Source organism: Bacteroides propionicigenes, assembly GCF_018390535.1.
GTDB lineage: Bacteria > Bacteroidota > Bacteroidia > Bacteroidales > Bacteroidaceae > Bacteroides > Bacteroides propionicigenes.
In genome coordinates this window covers 162,719-179,871 of the sequence record NZ_JAHBBW010000003.1, presented here as the reverse complement: position 1 = coordinate 179,871, position 17,153 = coordinate 162,719, and the positions used below count along the sequence as shown (strand labels likewise).

Annotated in this window: 13 protein-coding genes and 1 pseudogene; 7 read left to right on the top strand and 7 right to left on the bottom strand. The window is 43.0% G+C overall.

Annotation, left to right across the window (positions count from 1 at the left end):
- Window positions 1-9 precede the first annotated feature (9 nt).
- Together KG118_RS06050 and KG118_RS06045 are read right to left on the bottom strand one after the other, a co-directional pair.
- Window positions 10-909: a FimB/Mfa2 family fimbrial subunit gene (locus KG118_RS06050; protein WP_117711362.1), complete on the bottom strand. Its 900-nt coding sequence runs from the start codon at window positions 907-909 to the stop codon at window positions 10-12.
- Window position 910: 1 nt separating this feature from the next.
- Window positions 911-2,023 carry a fimbrial protein gene (locus tag KG118_RS06045; protein WP_117711361.1) on the bottom strand — a complete coding sequence of 371 codons (1,113 nt, stop codon included), beginning with the start codon at window positions 2,021-2,023 and terminating at the stop codon, window positions 911-913.
- Between the two features lie 452 nt (window positions 2,024-2,475).
- Between KG118_RS06045 and KG118_RS06040 the strand changes: the two are divergent.
- Window positions 2,476-3,694: pseudogene (locus tag KG118_RS06040) on the top strand (IS256 family transposase).
- Between the two features lie 278 nt (window positions 3,695-3,972).
- Here KG118_RS06040 and KG118_RS06035 read toward each other — a convergent pair.
- Both KG118_RS06035 and KG118_RS06030 read right to left on the bottom strand, forming a co-directional pair.
- Window positions 3,973-4,866: a dihydrodipicolinate synthase family protein gene (locus KG118_RS06035; protein ID WP_117711360.1), complete on the bottom strand. Its 894-nt coding sequence runs from the start codon at window positions 4,864-4,866 to the stop codon at window positions 3,973-3,975.
- Window positions 4,867-4,933: 67 nt separating this feature from the next.
- Window positions 4,934-6,412, bottom strand: a complete 1,479-nt coding sequence (locus KG118_RS06030; RefSeq protein WP_117711359.1) for a sodium:solute symporter — start codon at window positions 6,410-6,412, stop codon at window positions 4,934-4,936.
- Between the two features lie 673 nt (window positions 6,413-7,085).
- Between KG118_RS06030 and KG118_RS06025 the strand changes: the two genes are divergently transcribed.
- Window positions 7,086-8,264 (top strand): MFS transporter, encoded by a 1,179-nt coding sequence (locus tag KG118_RS06025; protein WP_117711358.1) that lies wholly within the window; start codon window positions 7,086-7,088, stop codon window positions 8,262-8,264.
- 143 nt (window positions 8,265-8,407) lie between these two features.
- Entirely contained in the window at window positions 8,408-9,040 is a 633-nt protein-coding gene (locus KG118_RS06020; protein ID WP_117711357.1) for a hypothetical protein, read from the top strand.
- Between the two features lie 104 nt (window positions 9,041-9,144).
- Here the strand turns inward: KG118_RS06020 and KG118_RS06015 are convergent, their stop codons facing one another.
- Window positions 9,145-10,218, bottom strand: coding sequence for a sugar kinase (locus KG118_RS06015; RefSeq protein WP_117711470.1), 1,074 nt, complete (start codon window positions 10,216-10,218; stop codon window positions 9,145-9,147).
- 173 nt (window positions 10,219-10,391) lie between these two features.
- Here KG118_RS06015 and nhaC point away from each other — a divergent pair, with 173 nt between their 5' ends.
- The 3 genes from nhaC to KG118_RS06000 all read left to right on the top strand — a co-directional run bounded on the left by nhaC (window position 10,392) and on the right by KG118_RS06000 (window position 13,220).
- Window positions 10,392-11,819: a Na+/H+ antiporter NhaC gene (nhaC, locus tag KG118_RS06010; RefSeq protein ID WP_117711469.1), complete on the top strand. Its 1,428-nt coding sequence runs from the start codon at window positions 10,392-10,394 to the stop codon at window positions 11,817-11,819.
- A 62-nt stretch (window positions 11,820-11,881) separates the two neighbouring features.
- The gene (locus tag KG118_RS06005; protein WP_117711356.1) at window positions 11,882-12,472 is read left to right on the top strand and encodes a DUF4251 domain-containing protein; all 591 of its coding nucleotides are present in this window, start codon (window positions 11,882-11,884) and stop codon (window positions 12,470-12,472) included.
- An 88-nt stretch (window positions 12,473-12,560) separates the two neighbouring features.
- Window positions 12,561-13,220, top strand: a complete 660-nt coding sequence (locus tag KG118_RS06000; RefSeq protein ID WP_117711355.1) for a LuxR C-terminal-related transcriptional regulator — start codon at window positions 12,561-12,563, stop codon at window positions 13,218-13,220.
- Here the strand turns inward: KG118_RS06000 and mnmA are convergent.
- A complete protein-coding gene (gene mnmA / locus KG118_RS05995; protein WP_117711354.1) occupies window positions 13,177-14,274 on the bottom strand; it encodes a tRNA 2-thiouridine(34) synthase MnmA in 1,098 nt (365 codons plus the stop codon). The genes KG118_RS06000 and mnmA overlap by 44 nt on opposite strands.
- Window positions 14,275-14,287: 13 nt before the next feature.
- Window positions 14,288-15,574: an O-acetylhomoserine aminocarboxypropyltransferase/cysteine synthase family protein gene (locus tag KG118_RS05990; RefSeq protein WP_117711353.1), complete on the bottom strand. Its 1,287-nt coding sequence runs from the start codon at window positions 15,572-15,574 to the stop codon at window positions 14,288-14,290.
- Between the two features lie 171 nt (window positions 15,575-15,745).
- Between KG118_RS05990 and KG118_RS05985 the strand changes: the two genes are divergently transcribed.
- Window positions 15,746-17,149, top strand: a complete 1,404-nt coding sequence (locus KG118_RS05985; protein WP_117711352.1) for a S41 family peptidase — start codon at window positions 15,746-15,748, stop codon at window positions 17,147-17,149.
- Window positions 17,150-17,153: the final 4 nt, after the last annotated feature.

Genomic DNA, 17,153 nt, shown 5'->3' with positions numbered 1-17,153 from the left:
GTAGAGGTTTTAAAATTCCTGATTTATGTTTGATTCGTTCCACGGGTTGATGATGAAACTGACGTTTACTTCGGGGTTGCCTCCCAAGTCGATGAAGACGGAGAGCAACTTGCCTGTTTCGAGAATGAGCGGCTTTCCTTGATTGTCTGCCGAGGTTTCGTAGACCGGAGTGCCTCCTTTATAGAGTGTGACCGTCACAGCCTTGCCCTTTGAGGGGAGCGTGCGGAAAACGGGTGCCACCAGCTCCTGCAAAGTATTGAATCGGCATTCGGGCCGGTACTTGTTGCGCGTTGTCGACAATTCGCCAAGGAAGTTGATACCCTCTGCCGTCTCGCTCACTTGTAAGGTAAAATCTGTATCCGAAGTATCAAAGCGTCCCGAAATTCCTTTGACGAGAATCTCCATGGAAGCAACTCTTCGTTGTAATTTCAGTAAATGGGTGATAGTCGAGGCGCGCGTGGCGGCTGAATAATCAATATTTACAAAACCGAAGAATAAGTCATCGGGCGACAGGAGGTATCCATCGGTAGAATGGAGCAACGTCATTTGCAAATTTCCCAACAGTGCGCCCGCAGTGGGTTGCGGCATATTTTGGCTACTGCTTCGGCTGTTTCCCCAGCCTGCGATGGTGATTCTCTGCTGTTCGGGATAGTCGATGCCCACAGTCTCGTTCTCTTTGCAAGGAATGCTCTTCAGAAAACGGTTCTGTGCATCGAATACATACAGCATTACTTCGGAAACGGCATCTGTACCGATGATTTCGTTACCCACTCCGTCGTACGAGCGAATCGTGAGGACGTGTTGTCTTTTGGGGTGAGGGCAGTTATCGTGCTCATCGTCATCACAGGCTGCCTGCATGAGGCAGAGCATCAGCAGGCAGCAACCGGTGTAGATAAGGTTAGGTTTCATGTTAGTTGAATTCCTGATCTATCTGAATCACAGGGTTCCATGCGGCAGGCGTAATGGTTACGTTGATGGCGCCTTTGCTGAGGGGAGCATAGGGGTCGTTGTTGCCGAAACCTTTAATGATAGCTTTCACATTATAGATATTGCCACGTTGCACTACCAGCGATTTGTCGCCTGCATTGGTGGCGTTGTTTGCGCCCGAACCGTTCTGGTCGCCATTGATGATGATAGGATAGTAGTAAGTTTCGGCTCCCAATTTGCCTTCGAGGGCTACGATTGTGGGCGACTGGCTGTTGTTCTCCAACGCATAGAAGTAATTCTTGGCGAATCCTTTGTCGGCACTAAGGTCGGCAATTTTCAGTGCGGCATCGTACGTATTGGTTGCGGGTGATACGGGCAGGTAGCTACCGGTAAATCCGGTGATGTCACTCTTTCCGTACAAGAAGGAAGTCACGTTGGCGGTGAGGTAAGTACCGGGGGCTGCGAAGTAATCTGATGCCGACTTTACGTTGAGCAGGTAAGCGCCTGTGATGGTGAAACCCGTCATGTTGGAGGGCAGTTGAAACAAATCCCAGTCAAGGTGGATGCGTGAGCCGAGGAAGTGCAACTGAACGGTAGCCGTGGCAGGCGAAGCGGTAGTTGCGGCAGATGCGTCGATGTTTTCGGTAAATCCGCTCATCCCCAAGTTAGTACCTGTGCGCATGGCTGTCAATTGGTACTTGGCGGCAAGGTTGTAGAGGTCGGAAATGCGGGTCACCCCGGCAAAGTCGGCTGCATTGCTGATGTTGGCAATGACGTAGACGTGGCGGTTGGCGCCGGCGGTAATATTCACGCTTACAGCCGTATTGCCGCTTGTGGAGAAGTCGAAGGTGGTTTTACCGTCAAGTACGGGGTTGAGACTTGTGCCACGAAACACGAGGATGATACCTTGTCCTATCTTGGATTCGTCATTGGCTACCGGGGCACCGGATGCCTTTGTGTTCACGTCGGATGCAAAGGTCACTTTGAGTAAGGCAGGTGTGCCCGGTTCGGCAGGTTCTGTAACCTCATCATTCTGATTACAAGAAGCCAAAAACATACAGCTGATAGCTGCGAAAGAAAGAAACAACTTTTTCATAATGAATTAATTTTAAGAAAAACATAAATATATTGGGTTTAGAGAAAATATTAAAACAAGTATGTTCCTATCTAACATCAATCATATGAATTAGTTCTTTGAAAAGTCTCATTTTTTTATCCGAGCGGGAAATATTTTTGGATAATGCAGCTGATGCCTTTCAATACAATTGACAAGAATGCATTGCCGGGTAAAACTTCGACAATACATTCTTGTTTTTTTATATAAAATCACACCATGATATTGGACTACGCTTTAAATAAGAGACTTAGAGAATATTTCTGTTTGAATGGGTAATGACTTGGCAACGGTCATAAATTCAGCGTTTTACAATACTATTCAATCAAACAACTCTTATTGGGCACTATAAAATATTTTGTGTAAATGTAAATACGGGATTCAATATGGGTTCCGTATTTTTTATTTAATAGCTTTGCAAAATGAAGAAAATTATGAAAGAGAAGAATCATGTAGTGCCTGATGAGGTATTAAGTAAGGAGTTCCTTAACCAATTCAAGACAGAAGCTGATGTCAGCAAGTTTCTGAAGCAACTACACGCGCAGGTATTGGAGTAAATACTTGAAGGTGAGATGGATGCGCATCTGGATTATGAGAAGAATTCGGTTTCCGGTCATAACAGCGGTAATTCCCGTAACGGCAGCTACCCCAAGAAAATCCAAACCGAACACGGTGAAGCGGTCATACCTATTCCCCGTGACCGTAACGGTGAATTCGAGCCCATAGTTGTTCCCAAACACGAGAGTCGTGGGCTTTCCATAGAAAAACTTGTTATCTCCCTATATGCCAAAGGAATGAGCGTTTCTGACATTGAAGAGGAGATGCGTGAAATCTATGAAATAGAACTGTCCACATCAGCCATTTCCATCATCACGAACAAAGTCAACCAGGCTGCTCAGGAATGGCAGAACCGCCCTTTGGATCCTGTCTATCTAATCGTTTGGATGGACGGTATTGTCTTCAAGGTTCATGACAACGGAAAAATCATCAACAAGACTGTCTATCTCTGTGTCGGTCTGAAACAGAACGGCTTGAAGGAAGTCCTTGGCATGTGGGTGGGAAAATCAGAAAGTTCTTCATTCTGGATGGGTGTCCTGACAGATTTGAAGGCCCGCGGAGTGCAGAACATACTGATTACCTGCACTGACAATCTGAACGGGTTTACCGACACCATACGTGCCGTATTTCCTCAATCTTCCAGCAAATATGTGTCGTACATCAGATCAGGAACTTCTGTAAATATGTCGTTTACAAGGACAAGAAAGAGTTTACAGCCGATATGAAGAACATCTATAACGCGCCCAACAAGGAGACTGCTGCCGTGGAACTGGATAATTTGGGAAAAAAATGAGGAGGGAAGTACCCTTATGCCATCCTCTCATGGAGGAATAACTGGAATGACCTGACTGTTTTCTTCCAGTTTTCATTGGAAATCAGGAAAATAATCTACACCACAAACCTCATAAAAAATCTGAATGGAAAAATCAGAAAGTACACTAAACAAAGCTTTCATTCCCTTCGGATGATGCTGTGAAGAAAATGGTATACCTTTCTCTGACGGAGATTGAGAAGAAATGGACGATGCCGATTACTAACTGGGGATTGATTATGAACCAATTTATGCTTATTTTTGAAAACAGAATTCAGATATAAGAGAACTTATAACTGAATTCCGTTTACATTTACACAAAATTATGGACAGTGCCGGCTTTGAGTAAGTAATTTTAAGTAATTGCTATACACCCCTGTAACTATATAAATTACAGGGGGTTATATTTTATATCCATAATAATACCTATCTCCTATTCTGATACTTATTACCTCTTACTATTCTTCTTATAATTGACTATGATTAGATAATGGAATTGAAGCAAATTATTACTTAAAGGGAACTAAATTGAAGCTATATTATCCCAATAAACAAAATCATTTTAATCATACAAACTATTGCGGATTGTTTTATAACGTTCAATCAATTCATTACTTATTTCACGGTTTATAAAATCAATTGCAAGGATTGGTTCCCTAACAATATTAGTTTCATATATTCCCAATGAATACAACATTTCCTTGAAAAAGTGGATTGATATATCAAGATGCTGATTTGAATAGGATAATATTGGCAATATTTTCTCAAAAAGCTCACACGCCTCCGCTTTACGTCCATCTTGGAATAGGGTATAAATCCTTACATATATTTCATGCATGGCTGTTGGCATAAAACAATCTACACCACGCTCCAATCCTTCTATCATCTGTCCAACTGCCCAGCCACCAGCCAACAATAAATTCCCTTTGGTAAGCTTCTTCACATCAGTGTACTTCTTCCCTGCGGGCACAACCTCAACCTTCAGCATTTTGAAACTTTCTATTTCTCGATAAAGATGTCCTATAAAATCTAAAGGTAATCCATACCCTCCTGCATCCCAATCCTGAATTACAATCATTTCAGGAGACAATTTATCTAATTGACTTATTTCATCAAAATAGTCATCAACTGAAATCAATGGAATATTCACCAATAAAGCTCGACATCCCATTGCCTGAAACTTGACAAAATTTTCATATCTTTCTTTGCGCGTATAAGCAGATGTTCCGGCTACAACAGCCACTTCTGTCCCCGCCTCCTCAAGAGCGATACCAACAAGTAGCTCTTTTTCCGATTCCGACAATTTTAGCACTTCACTTGCCATAGCCGGAATCAAAAAACCTTTTACTCCAGAATCAATGGCATATCTCAAATGCTTACGCAATCCATTTTGATCGATTTCTCCATTATACCTAAATGGAGTATTAATTACTGTAACTATTCCTCTCAAATCCATTTTTAATTATGGTTTTATTCATCAACAGAATAAATCTTTGATATTATAAACTTTCATAGTTCCTCTATTAGTCGGTCTTTTTCATAAATTTTGTAAGTAAGAATCCTGTTAGAAATATAACAGTCGTCCCAAAAACGATCGTGAGATATGTGTGTAACGAACTATGAAAACAATAAAACGGCATTCCTTCATTGATTAAAGGAGAGAGACTCATCCATGCAATGGTTAACAACCCAAGTATTACAGCGATAATGGCATGCACGCGTTTGACATTGCGACAAACTACACCCAACAAGAACAGACCAAGCATTCCACCACTGAAGATTGATGCCAATTTCCACCAAGCATCCAACACACCGTCAATATGCATCATCATTAATCCCATAACAATACCCAATGCTCCTACAACAAACGAAGTAATATATAAAACCCTCATACTTTTTTTCTCTGGCAGCTCTTTTTTAGAAAGTCGCTTTACGAAATCTGTCAATACAATCGTTGCCGAAGAATTAATACTCGTAGCAATAGTAGACATTCCCGCAGAAAATAAAGACGCAATAATAAGACCAGTAAGACCAGTAGGAAGTCCGTGAACGATGAACCAAGGAAATACCTGATCAGATGGTGTTCCTACGGGTAATAACTCAGGTTGAGCCGTGTAGTAAGAGAATAATGCTGTTCCAATGTAAACAAAAATAAGGGATACGGGAATATAGAGCAAACCGCCAAAAAGAGTAGACTTCACAGCTTCAGCGGTCGAGCGGGTTGTCATATAACGTTGAACATAATTCTGATCTATACCATAATTCTGCATATTAACAAATAATCCATAAATCAGAACAACCCAAAACGTTGGTTCTGTTAGACTCGTACTGAAACTCCCAAGACTGAATTTATCGTGTTCCCAAGCTATCGCAAAGAGCTGATTAGGCCCCTCAGGCATGGTAAAAGTAAGAATTAGTGCGCATACTACAGCACCCACGATAAGTATAATTCCCTGTATGGCATCTGTCCAAACTACAGCAGCAATGCCTCCCAACAAAGTATATACAAGGGTAACTACACCTGTACCAATAATAATAGTCTGAATATCCCACCCAAACATGGTATTCAACGGCAGAGCCAGTAATAACAATATCGACCCTACACGTGCGAGCTGTGTAAGTAGGTAACAAACAGCCACATAACAACGTGCCCAATACCCGAAACGCATCTCAAGATAATGGTAAGCTGACACACTATTAATCCCTCTATAAAGAGGAATAAACACTTTTGCAGCAAGCCACGTAGCAATCGGTATCGAAAGGCTAAATACAAATGGATTCCAATTACCATTGTAAGCATCTCCGGGTAATCCCAAAAAACTGATACTGCTAACAAACGTAGCAAAAATTGACATACCTACGATCCACGTAGGTAATGTTCCCTCTGCAGCGGTAAATGCCGCCGCTCCTTTACAACTGCGAAAATAAAACGAGCATCCGAAAAGTGCAACTCCGCCTACAAAAATAAAGAAGACGAAGTAATCAAGTAAAGTTATATCCATTTTTATATCAGATTAAATAGGTTGACAATATATTACTTTAGATTAGTATTCTTTTATACAGCGTATATATAATTAAACTCGCCATTACTCCTAAACGGGATGAGCCGGAATATTTCTTTTAATCATGTTCATTTGTGTTGTTTTTATTGATAATTAATACAAAAAAGGTCAGTTATATTTTTCATACCTTACAGATTTCTCTACATATACAGAATGCAAGTGTTTTTACAAATATCCATTTAAAAATATAGATACTTACTTCATTTTTTAGATTTACACTTCATTTTAAAACGTTTTAGCTTTATTCCGTAAAAACGAACTTCCATCCTAAATACTTTTGCCTATAACAATTATATTCATCATTAATAATTTTATTATTCGCAATAAAGGCTACATACCCTAACTAATAAGTTTCCCGCTTCTACAGCCATATTTATAGCAACTTTCAGCACATATTATTTTTTTCAGCTGATATTCAAAAAATCCATTTCCACTGCAAAAATAGCTAAAACGTTTTAATAAACAAGCTTTTTCTATTTTTTTTTTATAAGTACACAATATTATACCATAAAACAGAACAAATTTAGATGTATCAAACATGATAAAGTTGACGTTCCAGTCCATAAAAAAACAGAATGATATTAATTTTCTCTCTTTTTCCTATCTTTGCCGCATGAAAGCAGAATTAAAAGAAAACGGTGGATTACCGACTCATATACTTTGGACACTTGCTATCGTAGCCGGTATTTCTGTAGCAAATTTGTACTACAACCAGCCACTGCTAAACGTGATACGTCACGAGCTGGGCGTCTCCGAGTTCCAAACAAATCTTATTGCAATGATTACGCAAATAGGGTATGCTTTGGGACTACTGTTCATAGTGCCGTTAGGCGACCTTTACCAACGGAAAAAGATTATTCTGACAAACTTCATCTTACTGATATTCTCACTCATAGCCATAGCTGTAGCACCCAATATTTATATTATATGGGGAGCTTCGTTCATAACAGGAGTATGCTCTATGATACCGCAAATCTTTGTGCCGATAGCTTCACAATTCTCCCAACCGGAAAATAAAGGACGCAACGTAGGCATTGTCATATCCGGTCTGCTGACCGGTATACTCTCCTCACGCGTCATCAGTGGTTTTGTTGGCGAAGTATTAGGGTGGCGTGAAATGTATTTCATCGCGGCAGGTATGATGCTGTTATGCTCCATTGTTGTCCTGAAAGCCCTGCCGGACATACGTCCCACTTTCCGAGGAAAATACAGCAGCCTGATGAAATCCCTCTTTTCCCTTATCAAAGATTATCCCACCCTACGCATCTACTCCATGCGGGCGGGTATCGCATTCGGTTCTTTCTTAGCCATGTGGTCATGCCTTGCTTTCAAAATGGGTGAAGCCCCCTTCTACGCCAATAGCGACGTTATCGGAATCCTGGGAGTATGCGGAATAGCGGGTGCATTAACTGCATCTTTCGTTGGGAAATATGTAAAGACAGTAGGAATACGCAACTTTAATTTCATAGGCTGCGGACTAATCCTCTTGGCATGGGCCTCACTCTATTTCTGTGGAAACACATATGCCGGTATCATTGCTGGAGTCATATTAATTGACATTGGCATGCAGTGTATTCAGCTTAGTAATCAAGCCAGCATTTTCGATATTTGTCCTCCGGCATCCAACCGGGTAAACACCATTTTCATGACAACCTATTTCATAGGCGGCTCATTAGGCACTTTCCTTGCAGGCAGTTGTTGGCACGTATGGAGATGGGCCGGTGTGTCCGGCATAGGTACGGTGCTCACCATACTCTCTCTCCTGATTACCATTTACTACAAAGAGAAATAAAGGAATAACATCCTTTTTAGAAACGATACATTCTTGTTTTTTACATAAAAGAAATTTCAATATGTTTTGATTTTCCCCATAAAAGTTATATTTTTGTCAAAACAGGTATAATTTAATAAATATTCATCAAAATTCATCTAACCATGGACACACAAAAGAAAATCACAGTGACAGGAGTTATCTCCGAAGGTATCAGTTTAGGTATTAAGAATGCAGCATCTATGCTGGGGGCCACAATTCTTTGGCTGCTTACAATCTGGATTCCTTATTTAAATGTCGGGACTACTATCGCCATGACAACCATTCCCATTGAGTTGAGTAAAGGAAAAGTAATTTCTCCCCTTTTCATTTTTGACGGAAAATACCGCAAATTCATGGGTGAATATTTCACATTAATAGGATTGATGTATCTTGCCATCATCCCCGCTCTCTTTTTCATGATTGTACCGGGAATCATCATATCCATAGGATGGTCACTTGCAATCTATATCTTGCTTGATAAAGGTGTAGCTCCGGGCGAAGCTATGATTCAGAGCAACAAAGCTACTTATGGCTATAAATGGACTATATTCGGTATATCATTCCTGTTAGGCTTGGCTTTCTATATCCTCTTATCTATTATATTTGCCATTGCAGACGGTGGTTTCGCAATGTTCCTTCTGTTCCTTATCAGCATTGTCTACACCGTGGCGTCACTCGGATGTAGCGCTGTTATCTATCGTAATTTGACGGCAGAAGTCCAACCGGAAACAATGGAAACCGTAGTAGAGATATAAACTACTATTGAAAAACACCAACAACCTCCTTCACCGCTCTGCAACTCCTTAAGACAAGAGAGTTAAAGGTGAAGGGGGCTGTTGTTTATTGATGTCTCCCCTATTTATCTTGACACCCGTCCTGATGTATTTCCATTCATCAGGCTTTCCACTTCATCCACCGTTATAAGATTGAAGTCTCCATAAACAGTGTTCTTCAATGCAGAAGCGGCAAGGGCATATTCCAATGCTTTTTGATCATCGTGCGGATAAGTGATTAAACCATATATCATACCACCGACAAAAGCATCACCCGCCCCCACGCGGTCTATTTCATGCTCAATGTCATAAATACCGGCGTGCCTCAGAGCACCGTCGGAATAAAGCACGGCAGCAAGCAAATTATGATTGGACGTGACAGAATTACGCAATTCCAAGAATACTTTCCGGCAACGGGGAACAAGCCCGGCTACTTCTTGTCCAAAAGCCTCGAAAGAAGGTAAATCCGACTCAAAAGAAGTATCGGCAGCATCTACAGCCTTGAAACCTACAGGATTTATGCCAAGAATCTCCCGATACTCCGGTTCCGCACCAAAAATCACATCGCTGTATTGCACCAGCGGTCGCATCACTTCGGCAGCCGTACGTCCATAGTTCCAAAGTTTCTTGCGGAAATTCAGGTCGCAGGAAATGGTAAGTCCCATACGGTCGGCTATTTCAAGCGCTTCGCGGCAGGCGTCAGCACCCTCTTGCGAAAGGGCGGCGGCAATGCCCGACCAGTGAAACCAGCCTGCATCGGCAAATATGGCTTCCCAATCAATCATACCCGGACGGAGTGTGGCAAAAGATGAGCCCTCACGATCGTACACCACATTGGAGTTGCGGAACGCAGCACCACATTCCAAATAGTACAATCCCAAACGTTTGCCACCGAATACGATACCGTCCGTTCTCAGTCCGCAGGAACGGAGTGAAGCAATACATGCACGGGCCACTGCATTATCGGGCAAACGGGTGACAAACTCCGTAGGAATACCGAAGTGTGCCAAAGATACTGCCACATTGGCCTCGCTGCCACCATACGTAGCAATAAATTCATTGGTCTGCGAAAAGCGGCGGAATCCGGGAGTAGTAAGTCGCAGCATAACTTCACCGAAAGTAACGACTTTCTTATCGGTGGAAAGGGATTTCTTTTTCATAAGTCTTATATTATTCAAAAGCATCAATAGAAATTCAAATATACTATCAAAAATCCAAGTAAACGCAAAGAATTAATAATATTTATTTGCAGAACAGGAAAAAGAAAAGAAATTCGGCAGCTTTGTTATACTTTTGTCGCATTATATTTATAGTAACGTTTCGCATGAGTCCAATAAAGAAAATACCCTCCCCTATCGTATCCCTTCTCCCTATCGTAATTTTAGTAGGAATGCTGTTTGCCACTATCCGCACCTTTGGAAGTGATGCGCTAAGTGGTGGCAGCCAAGTATCTTTGCTTACTACTACTGCGGTTTGCATATTTATAGGAATAACGTTCTACCGGATTCCTTGGAAAGATTATGAAATTGCCATCACCAATAATATAGCAGGCGTATCTTCCGCCATTATCATATTACTGATTATCGGTGCACTGAGTGGTGCATGGATGATTAGCGGTGTAGTTCCTACCCTCATTTACTACGGAATGCAAATTATACACCCTGATTTTTTCCTCGCTTCCACCTGTATCATCTGTGCATTGGTATCAATTATGACAGGAAGTTCGTGGACTACTATTGCAACCATAGGAATCGCCCTTTTGGGCATAGGCAAGGCGCAAGGTTTTGAAGAAGGCTGGATTGCAGGCGCCATTATTTCAGGGGCTTATTTCGGTGATAAAGTTTCACCGCTGTCAGACACTACGGTTCTTGCCGCATCGGTCACCGACACTCCGCTGTTCCGGCATATCCGCTATATGATGATTACCACCATTCCGTCACTCATCATCACCCTTATTATATTTACAGTTATGGGATTCACCTACGAAACCGGCGATACAGAACAAATAGCCGAGTTTGCAGCATCACTGGATGCCAAATTTCACATCACACCTTGGTTGCTGGCTGTGCCGGTAGTTACGGGCATACTGATTGCACGCAAGATACCCTCTATCATTACCCTGTTTTTATCCACCTTATTGGCTGCCGCCTTTGCCATCATATTCCAGCCCGAACTACTACATGAGATCTCCGGTAATAATGGCCTATTTAAGGGAATAATGATGAGCTTATATGGCAGTACCGAACTGCAAAGTGACAATGATATGCTCACAGAACTGATTGCCACAAGAGGTATGTCGGGAATGATGAACACGATATGGCTAATCCTTTGCGCCATGTGCTTTGGTGGTGCAATGACAGCAAGCGGTATGCTGGGAAGCATTACTTCCGTCTTTGTTCGGTTCATGAAAAACACTGTCAGCGTAGTGGCATCCACCGTCGGTTCGGGTATATTCCTCAACTTTGCCACAGCAGACCAGTATATCAGCATTATTCTTACCGGCAATATGTTCAGCAATATCTATGAGAAGAAAGGATACGAAAACCGGCTACTGAGCCGTACCACAGAAGATGCCGTCACCGTAACCTCTGTTCTCATCCCATGGAACACATGCGGAATGACACAAGCTACCATCCTGAGCGTATCTACGTTGACCTACCTTCCTTACTGCTTTTTCAACCTCATCAGTCCTCTGATGAGCATACTCGTTGCAGCTCTCGGATATAAAATAATTAAAAAAACGGTGAACAATCCCGATTAGGCATTGTTCTTGCAATAAACTTATAACGAACAATATAATTTAAACCTAAACAAAAATTAAGTATGAAAAAGTTTATTGCATTAGCAGCATTAGTTTTGGTAAGCATGGTAACCACTACCGTGTATGCACAAGAGAGTAACGCACAACGCCGTGCGGATCGTAAAGCCCAAAGAGACGCAGAACGCGCCCGCCTGAAAGCGGAACAGCAGGCAGCCGATGCCGTCTCTTATGATGAAGCCGTAGCAGCACTGAAAGCACAGAAGTTTGTATTGGAAGCCAATCAGGTGATGTTCCGCAACGGACAAACCGCCTTTGTTACATCCAATACCAACTTTGTATTGGTGAATCAGGGACGCGGTACTGTACAAGTAGCTTTCAACACTGTTTATCCCGGTCCCAACGGTATTGGCGGAGTAACCGTAGACGGAACTGTATCGGATATACAAACAACCACCGACAAGCGCGGTAACATAAATTGCAATTTCAGCATTCAAGGTATTGGCATCTCCGCCCAGATATTCCTTACGCTGACTAACGGCGGTAACAATGCAACCGTTACCATCAGCCCGAACTTCAACTCCAACACCATGACTTTAAGCGGCAGCTTGCTGCCGTTAAACCAGTCGAATATCTTTAAAGGACGTTCTTGGTAAACCCATTACAATATATATATTCTCAACCCCGCTGCAAATCACTTAAAAAGTGTACATTTGCAGCGGAGTTTTTTTATATCTATTCATCATGAGAGAATTTATCATCGCAGACAATCAAGACATAACCAAAGCAGGGATGATGTTTCTGTTGAGCCAACAAAAAGACACTGCCCTGCTACTGGAAGCCGATAATAAAGCGGAACTGATACAACAGTTGCGATTGCATCCCGGAGCGGTGGTAATACTGGACTATACATTGTTTGACTTCACCGGCTCCGACGAGTTGATTGTATTGCACGAACGCTTCAAGGAAGCCGACTGGCTACTGTTCTCTGACGAATTGAGTGTCGGCTTTCTACGACAAGTACTATTCAGCAGCATGGCCTTCGGGGTAGTGTTGAAGGACAACTCCAAGGAAGAGATACTCACCGCCCTGCAATGCGCCTCGCGCAAAGAGCGTTTCATATGCAATCATGTCAGCAACCTGCTACTGGCAAGAGACAATCGGCCTCCTACTCCCCACTCCGTGCAAGATGCCTTACTGACACCTGCAGAACGGAGTATCCTGAAAGAGATTGCATTAGGAAAAACTACCAAAGAGATTGCAGCCGAAAGAAACCTCAGTTTTCATACCGTGAACAGCCATCGAAAAAACATTTTCAGGAAACTGAGTGTAAACAATGCCCACGAAGCTACCAAGTATGCTATGAAAGCGGGCATTGTAGATTTGGTGGAATACTATATCTGATTTCTCCGCTTCCGATACACAATCCGGAAGCCTCATCATATATAACGCCGAATTGCCCCGGAGCTATGCCTTGTAACTTCTCTTCGGAAACGACATGATAACCGACCTCATCCTGCGCCAGCCTACCCTTGATAAATTCGGGTGTGTGGCGTATCTTAAACGTAATCGGAATTTCCCCCTTGATGCCTTTCCATGGGTTTTCCGTAATAAAATGAAAATCCTGCATACTGAACTCATGCCCGTATTGCAGTTCCGTATCATATCCGCGCGATACATAAATCACATTCTCATCCGTATCTTTACAAACCACGAACCAAGGACCTCCACTCAATCCCAACCCCTTACGTTGACCGATAGTATGAAACCAGTAGCCGTGATGTACCCCCAGTACCTTTCCCGTTTCCAATTCAACAACCCTACCTTCTTTTTCGCCCAGAAACCGGCGGACAAAGTCGTTATAATTAATCTTTCCCAAGAAACAGATGCCTTGGCTGTCCCGTCTGCGAGCACTGGATAACTTAGCTTTCAAAGCGATGTCACGCACTTCCTGTTTCATCAGTCCACCCAATGGAAACATCAGTTTGGAAACTTGCAAATAGTCTATCTGTGCAAGAAAGTCTGTCTGGTCCTTCACCGGGTCGAGGGCAGTGCCCAGCCAAGTTTTTCCATTCAGCATAACGGTAGTGGCATAGTGCCCGGTTGCCGTAAAATCAAAATTCTTGCCGACCTGTTGCTCAAAGCAACCGAATTTTATGAGCTTGTTACACATCACATCCGGGTTCGGAGTGAACCCGCGGCGTACCTTCTCAATGGCATAAGCGGCCACATTATCCCAATATTCCCGATGTAAATCTACCACTTCCAGCGAAAGTCCGTAACGATGGGCAACAGCGGAAGCCATTTCCAAATCTTCCTCTGCCGAACAGTCCATATAGTCGGTATCATCCTTCCCTATTTTTATGTAAAACAATGAAGGACGATGGCCTTGCTCACAAAGGAGATGTACAGCAACGGAGCTGTCTACACCCCCGGATAATAGAACGGCAATATTCATATTTATAATATATCTAAATTTTCCCCAATGCCTGCGACAAATCATCCAACAAGTCGTCTATGTGCTCCGTTCCAATGGAAAGACGTATTGTTCCCGGCTTGATGCCTTGCTCAGCCAGTTCCTGTTTGTTTAATTGTGAGTGGGTGGTAGTAGCCGGATGTATGACAAGTGACTTTACATCTGCCACATTGGCCAATAATGAGAATATCTGTAAGCTGTCTATAAATGCCTGAGCCTCTTTCTCTCCACCCTTTACCTCGAAGGTAAAGATAGAACCTGCTCCTTTTGGGAAATACTTCCGGTACAACGCATGGTCTGGATGATTCGGTAAAGACGGATGATTCACGGCTGCCACTTTAGGATGCTTCTTCAGGAATTCCACAACTCTCAGCGCATTCTCCACATGGCGTTCCACACGCAAAGAGAGAGTTTCCAGGCCTTGCAAAAGAATAAACGCATTGAACGGGCTGATAGCTGCACCCGTATCACGCAACAACACCGCACGAATACGGGCAACATACGCAGCTGCCCCTGCCGCATCAACAAAACGTACGCCATGATAACTGGAATCGGGTTCTGTCAGTTGCGGAAATTTACCGGAAGCCACCCAATCGAACTTACCGCTATCTACAATGACACCACCCAAAGAAGTACCATGTCCGCCAATGAACTTCGTAGCGGAATGTACCACAATATCAGCCCCGTGTTCGATAGGGCGAACCAAATAGGGGGTACCGAAAGTGTTGTCGATAATCAAAGGTATTTTATGGCGGTGAGCGATTTCGGCAACTGCATCAATATCGATGATATTCGAGTTAGGATTGCCCAATGTCTCCAAAAATACAGCTTTTGTATTTTCCTGAATAGCTTTCTCAAAATTGGATAAATCGTTCGGATCTACGAAAGTAGTCTTAACACCGTAAGCGGGCAATGTATGTGCCAGCAAATTATACGTTCCGCCATATATTGTCTTGGCAGCTACGATGTGGTCGCCCGCACACGTAATATTTTCAAAAGCATAAGTCACAGCCGCAGCACCGGAAGCAACTGCCAGTCCCGCGACACCGCCCTCAAGGGCTGCAACACGTTGCTCAAATACTCCTTGTGTGGAGTTTGTCAATCGGCCATAGATATTGCCCGAATCTTGTAGACCAAAGCGGGCGGCAGCATGGGCCGAGTTACGGAACACGTACGAAGTAGTCTGATAGATAGGCACGGCACGTGCATCTGTCGCCGGGTCCGGCTGTTCCTGTCCTACATGGAGTTGTAGCGTCTCAAAATGTAATTTCTTTGTTTCCATTATCATTTGTATTTTAGGTGAATAGGATTTTCCTCACTTGAATGTTGCAAAGATAGAGGGATATAACCAAGCGACCTATGACACATGATAGGGAATTTTATACCATATTTGTGGTAGATAAAAGAACTATTCGCTATTTTTGTGGGCGAAAACCAAATGATATAGAGACTGATGAAGAGAAGGAAGTTGTTACTTTTCCCCCTACTGGGATTCCTTACGCTGACAAGCCTGTTCTCCTGCGGAGAGAATCGCTGGAAGGAATACTATCCGTTGACGGGACGCGATCTGTGGATGGACAGCCTGATGCGGGAAGTTTATCTGTGGTATGAAGATATTCCTCCTTCCAAGAACCTGAACTATTTTCAAGAACCGGAGGATTTCCTGAAAAGTATCTTGTCGGGAAATGATAAAGGTTTCTCTACCGTGGACTCTATCATAGATGCTCCCCTGCCAAGTTATGGTTTCGACTATACTTTATATAAGGTGGCTACCAGCGACACTACTTACAATGCACTTGTCTCTTACGTAGCCAAGAATTCTCCGGCAGAGGAAGCCGGGCTGCAACGCGGCAACTGGATTATGCTCATAGACGGCGACTCCATTACCAAGAATACGGAAGAACGGCTTACAGATGGCGGTGTACGGACGCTGCGTGTCGGAAAGTATGTGATGGTCAAGGAGGAAGGTGGCGAAGACAAGGAAACCGGAGATAAAGAAGAAACGGAAGAAGATAAAAGTGTAGGAGTGATACAGGAAATCGGGGATATCACATTGCCGGGTGTCCGTAGTGTAACAGAACCTGCCATTTATACAACAAAGTTTGTGCAGCTCGAAGGTACCGACCACAAAATAGCCTATCTGGCATACAACTCTTTCAGTGCCGGCACTGCGGAAAACAAGGAGAAATACAACAACGAATTACGTGCCTTTTCACAAAAGTGCAGGCAAGCTGATGTCAATAATTTTATACTCGACCTCCGCTACAATCCCGGTGGAGAGATGGAGTGCGTACAACTCCTTGCGGACATACTTGTACCCGCCGATAAGCTGGAAAGCCCTTTCGCTTTCTTGCAATACAATGACAAACAAAGTGCCAAGAACCGTGATTTGATACTGGATTCCCAACTTCTGCAGGGAGGAACCAATCTTAATCTATCCAAAGTTTATATCATCACCGGTAGCACTACCGCCGGCGCTGCGGAGATGCTTATCAACTGCCTGAAGCCCTATATGACGGTAGTCCTTATCGGACAAACAACCAAAGGAGAATATGTAGCTACTGAAAACTATATCAACCCCAAGTATCCTTGGGCATTACGTCCGGTAGTATGCGAGGTTTTTAACTCGAAAGGTGAAGCCGATTACAGTGCGGGGTTCAAACCCGATATCCCTATCAACGAAGCATCTTACCTACAATACTATCTTCCCTTAGGCGATTTTAATGAAATATTGCTCAATACCGCAATAGGAGTTATTGCAGGCGTTATTGAAATTCCGAAATCCCAAACAAATGCAATTGTCGTTAAGAGTTTCACCACTCAAAAGAATGTTCGCAAGGGATTGATTATTAAATAATGGA